At 72.1% G+C, this 11,819-nt stretch carries 7 protein-coding genes; 6 read left to right on the top strand and 1 reads right to left on the bottom strand.

What is annotated here, in order from left to right:
• Window positions 1-307 precede the first annotated feature (307 nt).
• From K1J57_RS02240 to K1J57_RS02215, 6 genes are all read left to right on the top strand, one after another.
• Window positions 308-2,095: a family 2 glycosyl transferase gene (locus K1J57_RS02240; protein WP_220562824.1), complete on the top strand. Its 1,788-nt coding sequence runs from the start codon at window positions 308-310 to the stop codon at window positions 2,093-2,095.
• Between the two features lie 580 nt (window positions 2,096-2,675).
• On the top strand, window positions 2,676-3,656 hold the full coding sequence (locus tag K1J57_RS02235; protein WP_220562823.1) for an ABC transporter permease: 981 nt from the start codon (window positions 2,676-2,678) through the stop codon (window positions 3,654-3,656).
• Between the two features lie 79 nt (window positions 3,657-3,735).
• On the top strand, window positions 3,736-4,647 hold the full coding sequence (locus K1J57_RS02230) for an ABC transporter permease (protein ID WP_220562822.1): 912 nt from the start codon (window positions 3,736-3,738) through the stop codon (window positions 4,645-4,647).
• 13 nt (window positions 4,648-4,660) lie between these two features.
• Window positions 4,661-6,862, top strand: coding sequence for an ABC transporter ATP-binding protein (locus tag K1J57_RS02225; protein ID WP_220562821.1), 2,202 nt, complete (start codon window positions 4,661-4,663; stop codon window positions 6,860-6,862).
• Between the two features lie 77 nt (window positions 6,863-6,939).
• Window positions 6,940-8,649: an ABC transporter family substrate-binding protein gene (locus K1J57_RS02220; protein WP_220562820.1), complete on the top strand. Its 1,710-nt coding sequence runs from the start codon at window positions 6,940-6,942 to the stop codon at window positions 8,647-8,649.
• 202 nt (window positions 8,650-8,851) lie between these two features.
• On the top strand, window positions 8,852-9,898 hold the full coding sequence (locus K1J57_RS02215; RefSeq protein WP_220562819.1) for a polysaccharide lyase family 1 protein: 1,047 nt from the start codon (window positions 8,852-8,854) through the stop codon (window positions 9,896-9,898).
• 732 nt (window positions 9,899-10,630) lie between these two features.
• Here K1J57_RS02215 and K1J57_RS02210 read toward each other — a convergent pair.
• Window positions 10,631-11,413: a hypothetical protein gene (locus K1J57_RS02210; protein WP_220562818.1), complete on the bottom strand. Its 783-nt coding sequence runs from the start codon at window positions 11,411-11,413 to the stop codon at window positions 10,631-10,633.
• Between the last annotated feature and the right edge of the window lie 406 nt (window positions 11,414-11,819).

The following is an 11,819-nucleotide window of genomic DNA, read 5'->3' as shown; positions in this document are numbered from 1 at the left end:
TGCGGGGGAGGTCCGGGGCGAATGGTCGTGTCTGGTATCGGATGTGCCCCACGACACTGAAGGGCGTATTCGCGCATAGCATACGCTCCGTGCTCTTCCGGGGACCCGGCCGACCTGGCCGTGTCGGAACGACCCCTCTTGACCTGGTTAAAGAGGGTGTTCGGCCAGGGTATGCGACCGGTCAAGGCGAGGGTTCCGTGACTGGTGTGACTCAGGGGAATGAGTAACGATGCGGTAACGCAATTGGGCTTTTCATCCCATACCGGGGTCTTGCGCACTTCGGGGACGACCCGTCAAGGTAAGGGGCATGGCCTCCCGCTCCCCCCTGCCGACCGGCCTCGGCGTCGAACTCGACCGCGCCGTGCGCCTCGCCGACGAAGGGCACCTCCTCGTCGGCGGCGACCCCACCCGCGCCGTCCGCCTGACGTCGCGACAGGTCAGCGGACTCATCAGGTGGATCAGCGGGGCCCCGGTGCGCGACGCCGAAGAGGGCGCGACCGCCGCCGACCTCATCGCGGCCGGGCTCGCCCACCCGTCGCCCTCCACCACCCTCAACGGAGAGCCTCCGGCTCACCCCTTTTCCCACCCGTCGCCCTCCACCACCCTCAACGGACGCCTTCGGCGCAGCCCCTCCCACTCGTCGCCCTCCACCGCCCTCGACGGAGAGCCTCCGGCTCACCCCTCGTCTCCCGCCATCGCCCCCGACGGACGCCTTCGGAGCGGTACCTCCCACCCGTCCTCGCGTCCGGTGGGGGAGCAGGGCGGTCCCACGGTGGACATCGTCGTGATCGACCGGGGCGCGGCGGGCGGACTGACCGCGACCCTGGACCGGCTCGCCCGGCTCCACCCCGGAGCGGAGCCGATCGTCGTGGGCGCCACCGGGCCCGCCGCCCGGGCCGCCCGGGAGCGCGGTGCCCGGGTGCTGCCCATCCCCGTGGGCGGCGCCGCGGCCCGCGCGCTCGCCCTCACCGTCTCCGACGCCGACCTCGTCGCCCTGGTCGACGCCGGCCACCTGCCGCGGCCGGGCTGGCTGGAGGCGTGCGCCGGGCACTTCGCCGACCCCGCCGTCGCCGCCGTCCTGCCGCGCACGCTCGTCGACCTCCCGGCCTCCGGCGGGGAGGGCTCCGCGGCCGTCGCCGCCGTCGCCGCGGCCCGGGTGGGACCCGACCGCGGACCCGACCCGGCCCCCGTGCTGCCCTGGGGGCACACCGCCCCCGGCCTCGCCCGCCCGGCCGGAGCCGACACCGGCGACCCGCTGGGCCCGGTCACCGCCCTGGTCCTGCGCCGCTCCGCGGTGGACCCCTCCCTCCTCGACCCGGCCCTGGGCACGGCCGCCGAGCCCGCGCTGCTGTGGTCCCTGGCCGACCGGGGACTCACCGTGCGCCACGAGCCCCGGTCCCGGGTACGGGTCCCGCCGCTCGCCGACCTCGGCGGGTACCTGCGGGCCTGCGCCGGGACCGGCGCGGCCGCGGCCCGGCTGGCCCGCCTGCGCGGCACCCGCGCGGCCGGCCCCGAACTCTCCCCGACCGGCGTCGCGGCCCTGGCCGCGCTGCTGGTCGGCCGCCCGCTGTCGGCCGCGGCCCTGGCCGTCGCCGGGGGCGGGGTGCGGGTGGCGGCCCTGGCCGCCGCCGGCGCGCCCGCGGACCGGACCGCCCCGGCGGTCGCGGCCGGGCTGGTGCGCCAGGCCCGCGCCGCGTCCCGGGCCCTGAGGGGCGCCTGGTGGCCCCCGGCCGCCGCGGCTCTGACCCTGGGCGCCGTGCGGATCACCCGGGACCTGCGGCGCGGCCGCAGGCCCGCGGCGGCGACGGTGCTGGCCACGGCGGCCACCGCCGCGGCCCTGGTGGCGCCGCATCCGGCGGCCTGGCGGACCGCGCGGGGCGCCGCCCCGGTCGACCCGCTCACCTGGACCGCGCTGGGGATCGCCGGCGACGCGGCCCGGGGCCTGGGGGCCTGGTGGGGGATGGCGCGGTCGCGCAGCGCGGCCCCGCTGCTGCCCCGGATGCACCGTCCGGACTTCGCCGTGGCGCAGGCGGCCCGCGCACGGGACCCCGCACGGGCTGAGGAGGACTCACGCACCCTCGTTAGGTCCGGTTAAGACCACTCACACCGGGTGATGTCCGCCGGTCCGGGGGCATGAAACCCCTTTCGCGGGTCCGGCCGCTCCCGGAGATGAGCAGGGGAGCGGTGGTCCGGCGGGGCGGAAGCGTGTTTCCCGGTGGTGACAACTTGCTGTCTTTTGGTCGTATGATTGCCGGGTTTGTCGGGTTTCATGTAAACAGTGATGACGTATCGCCCGGTTCGGCGGGTGCGTCTTCGCAGCTCAGCGCGCTTTTCTGGCTGCGAGTGACGCTCCCGTGGCTTTCTGTGCAAAAATTGACAAATCGCCACGAGTTCACCGGCCAAAAGGGCTCCGTTGTCTTTTCTTGATGCACTGGTTACCGTCGAGTGTCTAGCGATGCCCCAGACTCTTGACATTCCGGTCACTGATCGTGAATCGGACGCAATTGTGTTTCGGCAGTCACCGGGAGTGACCCCCGCCGGTGGTAGTGGGATCACGGATGCTTAACAGGCCAACAGCCTTGCGGATCCGTGCCTCCTCCACCGGTGCTCTTGGCTACGACCGCCCTGTCAGCAGACCGCCGCGCCGGGCTCGGCTGTGAGGTTCGGAGAGAGTTTTGGGCAAGTTCCTGGTCAGACGACTGTTGAACTACGTCGTACTGATCTTCCTCGCGACGAGCTTCGCGTACCTGCTCGCCGCCGCCAATCTGTACCCGCGCGGCTACTTCGAGCAGATGCAGCCGCCGCCGACGCCCGAGGCGATCAACGCCCAGCTCGACACCCTCAACCTGAACGACCAGACCCCCCTGGTGCAGCGGTACGCCACCTGGCTGAGCGGTGTCGCCCAGGGCGACTTCGGGCAGACCATCCAGGGCAGGGACGTCACACCGCAGATCTGGCTCAAGGCCGGTGTCACCCTGCGGCTGATCACGGTGGCCACCCTCCTGGGCAGTGCCATGGGCATCGCCATCGGCGCCTACGCGGCGGTGCGCCAGTACCGGATGTTCGACAAGGCCACGACGGTCGCCACGTTCTTCGTGCTGGCCATCCCCACCGTCGTCATCGCGCTCAGCGTGCAGGTGTTCGCCGCCGAGATCAACGGGGTCCTCGGCTTCCAGCTCTTCCTGTTCTCCGGCGAGTACTCGGCGGGCTTCAGGGGCAACGCCCTGGAACTCCTGCTCAACCGGATCCACCACGCGATCCTGCCGACCTTCGTGCTCGCCGTGGCGCTCTTCGCCGCCTTCGCCCGCTACCAGCGCAACATGATGCTGGACGTGCTCGGTGCGGACTTCGTGCGCACCGCGATGGCCAAGGGTCTCACCCGGCGCAAGGCGCTGATCAAGCACGCCCTGCGCACCGCGCTGATCCCCACCATCACGTACTTCACCTTCACCTTCGGCGTGATGGTCTCCGGCGCGACCTTCACCGAGAAGATCTTCGGCTGGCACGGGATGGGGGCCTGGCTGATCGACGCGATCTTCCAGCAGGACGTCCACGTCGTGGCCGCGGCCTCCTGCTTCATGGCCGTGACGATCATGGTGGCGTCGTTCCTCTCGGACATCCTCTATGCCTGGCTCGACCCGAGGGTGCGGGTGTGACCGTGACAAGGAACCGCGCGTCCGCGCACACCCCGTCCCGCCAGTACGCCCCCGCTGCCATCGAGCTGGAGATCCGGTCATGAGCACCACCGAAACGAGCACGGAGCTCGGAAAGGCCCCGACCGTACCGCCGGCGCCCAACCGGGCCAAGGCCATCGTCGGCCAGCTCCTGGGCACCCCCCGGGTGATCATCGGACTGGTCCTGCTGGCCCTGCTCGCGATCCTCGCCTTCGTCGGCCCGGCCGTCAGCGGCTGGGAGGTCGGCGAACGCGACTACACCGCCTTCCTGGACGGGCCCTCGGCCGAGCACTGGATGGGCACCAACAAGACCGGCCAGGACGTCTGGACGCAGTCCACCGCCGGCCTGCAGAAGTCGCTGCTCATCGGTCTGCTGGTGGCGCTGCTGTCCACCGGCATCGCGGCCCTGGTCGGCGCGTTCGCCGGCTACTTCGGCGGTATCACCGACCGCGCCCTGATGTGGATCGCCGACCTGGCCCTGGTGCTGCCCAGCTTCGTCATCCTGGCCATCCTCGCCGAGCAGTTCGGCGGCAACGGGGGCTGGATCATGCTGGTGGTCCTGCTGGCCGCGTTCAGCTGGATGGTCACCTCCAAGATGATCCGCGGCATGACCATCTCCCTGCGGGAGCGGGAGTACATCCACGCGGCCCGGTTCATGGGCGTTCCCCCGCACAAGATCATCCTCCGGCACATCCTGCCCAACATGTCGTCGCTCCTCATCGCGGACGCCACCATCGCGGTCAGCACCGCGATCATCGGCGAGACCTCGCTGAGCTACTTCGGCTTCGGTGTTCAGATGCCGGACATCAGCCTCGGCGTGGTGATCGCCGACGGGTCCAGTTACGCCAACACCAGCTGGTGGATCTTCGCGTTCCCCACGGTGCTCCTGGTGATCCTGGTACTCGCGGTGAACATGATCGGGGACGGGCTGCGTGACGCCCTGGACCCGCAGTCCAAGTCGCGCCGGTCCTAGGGGGGAAGCACACATGAGCGCACAGACCATCGAGAACACCGAGGCCGCCTCGGAACGCCGGGGCGACGAGACCCCGGTCCTGGAGGTCAGGGACCTCCACGTCACCTTCCGGGGGTTCAACGGCAACCCGGACGTGAACGCCGTGCGCGGCGTCAGCTACGCGGTCCGCCGCGGCGAGGTGCTCGGCATCGTCGGCGAGTCCGGCTCGGGCAAGTCCGTGTCGTCCATGGCGGCCATGGGCCTGCTGCCCGACCACGCCGTCATCACCGGCTCGGTCAAGCTGCACGGCGAGGAGATCCTGGGCCTGGACGACCGCGAGATGGCCACCCGCCGCGGCAAGGTCATCTCCATGGTGTTCCAGGACCCGCTGTCGGGCCTGACCCCCGTCTACACCGTGGGCGACCAGCTGTCCGAGGCCGTCCTGGTCCACAACCCCAAGGCGTCCAAGGAGGAGGCCCGCAAGCGGGCCGTCCACCTGCTGGACCTGGTCGGCATCCCCAACCCCGAGGGCCGCTACCGCTCGTTCCCGCACGAGTTCTCCGGCGGTATGCGCCAGCGCGTCATGATCGCCATGGCGATGGCCAACGACCCCGACGTCATCATCTGCGACGAGCCCACCACCGCCCTGGACGTCACCATCCAGGCGCAGATCCTGGACCTGCTGCGCACCGCCCGAGAGGAGACCGGCGCGGCGATCGTCATGATCACCCACGACCTCGGCGTCGTCGCCGGGTTCGTCGACCGGGTGCTCGTCATGTACGCGGGCCGCCCCGTCGAGATGGGCACCGTCGACGAGATCTACTACGGCAGCCGCATGCCCTACACCATGGGCCTGCTCGGCGCCGTGCCCCGCATGGACCTGGAGCGCCAGGGCGCCCTCGTCCCCATCAAGGGGACCCCGCCCTCGCTGACCGCGCTGCCGCCCGGCTGCCCCTTCGCGCCGCGCTGCCCCATCGCCGAGCCCGAGTGCTCGCTGGCCGAACCCGACCTGCTCCCGGTGGGCGAGCAGCCCTCCGAGGCGCAGATCCGGGCCGCCCAGGAGGCGGGCGCCCCCGCCGAGGCCGCCGCCGTCGGCGACACGGGCGTCCAGCGGGTGGCCTGCATCCGCTCCGGCGAGATCGCCGAGAACGGCTGGACCGCCCAGGACATCTACCCCATCCCGGAGATCCCCGAGGTCCCCGCCGCCGCGGTGCGCCGCGAGGACCGGACCGAGATGCTGCGGGTCGAGTCGCTGATCAAGCACCACCCGCTCACCAAGGGCGCTGTGTTCAAGCGCCGGGTCGGCACCGTCTACGCGGTCGACGGCATCGACTTCGACATCCGCGAGGGCGAGACCCTGGCCCTGGTCGGCGAATCCGGATGCGGCAAGTCCACCACCCTTCTGGAGATCATGGGGCTGGAGAAGCCGCAGGGCGGCTCCGTCACCGTGATGGGGCGTGAGACCTCCAAGATCAGCGGCGCCGACCGGTTCGCCCTCCGCCGCGACATGCAGATCGTGTTCCAGGACCCGATGAGCTCGCTGGACCCGCGCATGCCGGTCTTCGACATCATCGCCGAGCCGCTGCGTACCCACCGGTACAGCGAGGCCGACACCACCGCCCGCGTCTACGAGCTGCTGGATCTGGTCGGCCTCAACGTCGAGCACGCCACCCGGTACCCCTCGGAGTTCTCCGGAGGCCAGCGCCAGCGCATCGGCATCGCCCGCGCCCTGGCCCTGGAGCCCAAGCTCCTGGTGCTCGACGAGCCGGTGTCCGCCCTGGACGTGTCCATCCAGGCGGGTGTGGTCAACCTCCTGGAGGAGCTCCAGGCCCGGCTGGGCCTGTCGTACCTCTTCGTCGCGCACGACCTGTCCGTGGTCCGGCACATCGCCGACCGCGTGGCCGTCATGTACCTGGGCCGGATCGTCGAGATCGGCGACACCGAATCGGTGTACACCCGGCCCGCCCACCCCTACACCCAGGCGCTGCTGTCCGCGATCCCCATCCCCGACCCGGAGAAGGAGCGCGCGCGCACGCACATCGTCTTGGACGGCGACCTGCCCAGCCCCGCCAACCCGCCATCGGGTTGCAGGTTCCGGACCAGGTGCCAGAAGTTCATCACCCTCTCCGAACCCGAACAGGAGCGGTGCATGAGCGTCGAACCGGCCCTGGAGGCCACCAACGGTGGCGACCAGGCGACCGCCTGCCACTTCGCGGAGCGGCAGACGGTCCTGTAGATCCCGGACGGTTCGACACGGCACGGAACCGACGCCGCCCCGCGCGTCGGTCTCTCATCCCCATAGGAGGAATCCCCATGCGAATCGGGAAGGCGCGTTATCTCGCCCCCGTCGCGGCCCTGGTCGTTGCGGCCAGCGCCTGCAGCAGCGGCGACGAGCAGTCGCCCGAGGAGGCCCAGCAGGAGAACGCCTCCCTCGAGGCCGTCGACCTGAACCCGGCGGCCCGCGAGGACCTGCAGGAGGGCGGCCAGTTCGTCTGGGCCCTCAGCGAGTACGAGGACCAGTACAACATGGTCCACATCCAGGGCAACAAGGGCGACGTCCGCCGCGTCATGGGCGCCCTGATGCCCTCGATCACGCGCTTCCAGCCCGACGGCTCCTACGAGCCGCGCAAGGAGTACGTGCTCGAGTACGGGGTCAGCGAGGACGGCCTGACGGTCGACTTCACCCTCAACCCCGAGGCCACCTGGTCCACCGGCGAGCCGGTGACCTGGGAGGACTACGCCGCCACGGTCGCCGCCTACAAGGGCGAGCCCGAGGGCGACTTCGAGGTCGGCGGCGGCGAGAGCTACCAGTACATCGAGGAGGTCGTCGAGGGCGAGGACGAGTTCTCCTTCAGCCTGGAGTTCTCCCAGCCCTACTCCGACTGGCCCGCCCTCTTCGACATCGTGTACCCCAAGGAGTACATGGAGGACGAGGAGCTGTTCGCCGAGGGCTACACCGCGGGCGAGGAGTTCGTCACCGCGGGCCCGTTCGCGAACCCCGAGTTCGACGAGGTCACCCAGCGCATCACCGTCAGCCGCAACGAGGACTGGTGGGGCGACCCCGCCCTGCTCGACGAGATCGTCTTCGTGAACGTGGCGATCGACGGCCAGGCCACCGCGTTCAACAACGGTGAGATCGACGGCTTCTACCTCGGCTACGACTCCGCGGGCTACCAGCTCCTCGAGGGCAAGGAGGGCGCGTACTTCACCCGCGCCGTCAACAACGGCCACCGCTTCGTCTCGGTGAACGCCGGCAGCGAGATCCTGGCCGACAAGAACGTCCGCCACGCCCTCGCCATGGGCATCAACCGCGACACCCTCGCCGAGGTCGCCCTGAGCCCGGTCGACTGGCCCATCACCGGTGAGGTCAACCGCCTCCTGCGCTCCAGCCAGCACGGCTACCAGGACAACAGCGGCGAGCTGGGCGAGTACAACCCGGAGCGGGCCGGCGAGCTGCTCGACGAGGCGGGCTGGACCCTGGAGGAGGGTGCGGAGTTCCGCACCAACGCCGACGGCGAGACCCTGACCCTCAGCTACGTCGCCTCCGACGACATGCAGCTGGCCAAGGACGAGGCCGACATCACCCGCGAGATGCTCGCGGAGATCGGCATCGAGGTCGACGTCCAGCACGTGCCGGGCAACGCCCTGTTCTCGGACTACATCATCCCGGGCAACTACGAGCTGGCCGCGTTCGTGCTCACCGGCACCAACCCGTACCCGACCGACAGCGCCGGCAACTACGGCGGCCCGTACGAGGAGGGTCCGGAGTGGGGTAACAACACCAGCTTCCACTCCACCCCGGAGATCAACGACCTCTTCGAGGAGCTGGCCCAGGAGACCGACCCCGACCGGTACGCCGAGATCGCCAACCAGATCGACGCCGCCATCTGGGACGAGGTGCTGACCATCCCGATGTTCGAGCGCCCCGGCCAGTACGTCCTCAAGGACAACCTCCACAACTGGGGTGAGTACGGCCTGACCGGCGACTACGTCTACGAGAACATCGGCTGGGCCGCGGAGTAGCCCTCCCTCTGTGAGAAACGAGCACGGGCGGCCCTGACCCGCCGCCGGTGAACGTCCTCCGGGCGCCGACCCCCTCGCGGGGCCGGCGCCCTCCTGTGTTCCGGGGCCCGTGCGGGCCGGGTTGGGACCGCGGCCCGTGCTGTGGCAAGGTGTGGATCGGATCCCCCCTCCACCCCCCGCCCCGCTCGCTGGAAAGCTCCCCATGACCGCACGTTCGCTCCTCGCCGTCGCGACGGCCCTGGCGCTCGGCGCCGCCCTGGCCGCCTGTTCCGGCGGGGAGGACCCCGCTCCCGCACCCGCCTCCGAGCCCGCCCAGGCCGGGGCGGCCTCCCCGGCGCCCGACACGGGCGACGAGAGCGCGGGTCCCTCGGCCCCGGCCTCCGACGACGGGGCGGCCGCCCCCGTCGGCTGGGCCGCCCAGCCGCTGGAACGGGACGGCGAGGAGTTCCCCGCGGTCACCGGCGGCGCCGCCGGCGAGACCGTCACCGCCACCGGCGCCGACGAGCTCGCCCGGCACCTGAGCGCCGAGGAGCCGCTCGTGATCGAGGTCTCGGGCGGTATCGACCTGGACGGGACCGTCGAGATCGGCTCCGACAAGACCCTCGTCGCCGCCGCGGGCGAGGGTGCCGAGCTGACCGGGGGGCGCCTGGCCGTGGACGGGGCCGCCAACGTCATCGTCAGCGGCCTGACCCTGGACACCGACGGCACCGCGGTGTCGGTGAGCGGCGGAGCCCACCACGTGTGGATCGACGGCAACACCCTGCGGGACGGCGGCGGCGACCCGCTCGTGTCCGTCACCGGCGGCGCCGACCACGTGACCGTCTCCCGCAACCACTTCCGCGACGCCGACGCGGCGCTGAGCATCGGCGGCCGCGAGGAGGAGCCGGGGGCGCTGCGGGTCAGCGTCCACCACAACCTCTTCGACGGCACCGAGACCCGCAGCCCCCGGGTCCGCGGCGGCGAGGTGCACGTGTTCAACAACCTGTACCGGGGCGACGCCGAGTACGGCGTGGAGTCGGGGTACGGCGCCGCCGTCCTGGTCGAGGGCAACTACTTCGACGGCTTCGGGATCTCCGTCCGGATCGACCCGGAGGAGCCCGGCGCCACCCTCACCCGCGACAACCTCCTGGTGGACACCGCCCAGCCCGAGCTCTTCGGCTCGGTCGACGACCCTCCCTACGCCTACGAGCTCGACGACACCGCCGACGTCCCCGACATCGTCTCCGCCACCGCCGGCGCCCCCCACTGACCCGCGCCGCCCACGTGAGCGCGCCCCGGCCCTGAGCAACGGCCCCGCCGCCGTATCCGTCTCCACCACCCGCCGTCGGCGCCCGGGACCGGCGCGGCGCCCGCCAGGAGGCGCCCGGGGACCGGCCTCTAACGGTCGGTCCGCTCTCGTGCGCATCGGGTGGACCCGTCCACCCCGGGGTGCGGCCCCGGCATGCCGTCTCGGCCGCACCGCCGCTGGGCGGCGGCCGGCCCGCCCTCGTCCACATCAGGTGGCCCCACCCGGTCCGGCCACGGCGCCCCGGGGCGCGGATCCGGCATGCCGTCTCGGCCGCACCGCCGGTGGGCGCCCCCCGGCCCGCCCTCGTCCACATCAGGTGGGCCCACCCGGTCCGGCCACGGCGCCCCGGCTCGTCGCCTGCGGGCGATGGCCGGCCCGCCGTCGGCGTGAACGGGGCCCGCCCGGGTCCCCCCCCGTGGCCCTGGCATGGAACCCCGGGGCCGCCGTCGTCGCTGACCGGCAGAGGAAGGGCCCGGGGCCCGGCCCCTAGCGGTCGGTCCGCTCTCGTGCGCATCGGGTGGGCCCATCCGGTCCGGCCACGGCGCCCCCGGCCCGCCGTCGGCGTGGACGGGGCCCGCCCGGGTCCCCCCGTGGCCCTGGCACGGCGCTCCGAGACCGCCGTCCCTCGGCGGTGCCCGGACGGGCGGGGCCCGGCGGGCCCGCGGGCGGGCCGGGCCGGGCTCCGGCGAGGCCTCAGGCGGGCGGGGGGCCGTACTCGTAGAGCTCCTCCAGGCCGGTCGAGGTGCCGTAGGCCAGGCGCAGGGGGTCCCCCTCGGGCGTGAGCCACAGGGTGAACGGCACCCCCTCCAGCGACTCCAGGGTGTTGGTCCCGGTCCCGGAGTCGTAGCCGCCGACCCACGCGGTGAACGTCCCCTCGTAGCGCAGGGCGGTGACGTCGCCCGCACCGGTGTCGAGCTCCTCCCGGGACGCGAGTTCCAGGTCCTCGGAGGACTCGGCGATCTCGCGCAGCTTGGCCGAGCCGAACATCGCCGAGCACAGGTACCGGTCCGCCTCGGAGGGTTCCTCCGGGATCTGCAGCCCGTGCCCCGCCGTGGTGATCGGCACCCCGTCCCCCAGGTCGTAGTGGTACACCTCCGGGCCGTCCGCGTAGGCGAAGGACAGCTCGAACCGCGGGTTCCCGGACAGGTCGTAGGACGCGGTGCCCTCGCCCACCGGCCGCCCCTCCCGGAGCCGGGTGAAGGTCAGCGCGTAGGAGTCGGCCGCCTCCATCCGCTCGGCGGCGTCCAGCACGAACGCCGCGGCGTCCTCGGGGGAGGGCCGTTCGGGTTCGGGCTCCTTGAGGACCACCCGGGCCACCCACCAGCCGCTGGCGACCACGGCCAGGCACACGGCGAGGATCGCCAGGGTCATCGGCCACCCGGGCCGCCCGACCGGGGCGGCCGACTCGTCCTCGGGCGCGGTGTCGGGCAACGACGACATCGACGACACGGCCTCGACCTCGATTCTGCGGTTCACGCGACCACGCGCGGATCGCGGGGGGTACGGGGGGTCGCCGCCCGGGGTGTCCGGACGACATCGCGGTGTTGTGCGTGCCCAAGGTACGACGCGGTGACGCAGCGTTCTGTTCGAGGATCGCGTACACGCGATCACCACCCGTGCCCACGAACCTCAGGACCCAGTCCCCGGCGGGGGAGTCCAGGGCCTGTTCCAGGAACCCGAACGTCTCGGTCCGCGCCAGCCGGCGCAGCACCTCCTCCGCGGCGTGCTCCCACAGCAGCCGGACGGCGATCCGTGCGGCCGGCACCTCCGAGAAGGAGCGGCTGGAGAAGAGCTCGTACAGCTCCTCCGCCTCCAGCCGCAGCACGGTCGCCTCCAGCACCTCCGAGTCCAGCAGCGCCAGCACGGCCAGGGCGCAGTCCAC

Origin of the sequence: Nocardiopsis sp. MT53, from assembly GCF_019598965.1 — a bacterium.
Lineage (GTDB): Bacteria > Actinomycetota > Actinomycetes > Streptosporangiales > Streptosporangiaceae > Nocardiopsis > Nocardiopsis changdeensis.
The sequence above is the reverse complement of the archived record's forward strand: the minus strand, read 5'-3'. Positions and strand labels throughout refer to the sequence as shown.

Excerpts from the sequence above, each read along its gene's own strand:
- K1J57_RS02240 (WP_220562824.1), top strand. The coding sequence starts at position 308 with ATGGCCTCCCGCTCCCCCCTGCCGACCGGCCTCGGCGTCGAACTCGAC.
- K1J57_RS02230 (WP_220562822.1), top strand. The coding sequence starts at position 3,736 with ATGAGCACCACCGAAACGAGCACGGAGCTCGGAAAGGCCCCGACCGTA.
- K1J57_RS02225 (WP_220562821.1), top strand. The coding sequence starts at position 4,661 with ATGAGCGCACAGACCATCGAGAACACCGAGGCCGCCTCGGAACGCCGG.
- K1J57_RS02220 (WP_220562820.1), top strand. The coding sequence starts at position 6,940 with ATGCGAATCGGGAAGGCGCGTTATCTCGCCCCCGTCGCGGCCCTGGTC.
- K1J57_RS02215 (WP_220562819.1), top strand. The coding sequence starts at position 8,852 with ATGACCGCACGTTCGCTCCTCGCCGTCGCGACGGCCCTGGCGCTCGGC.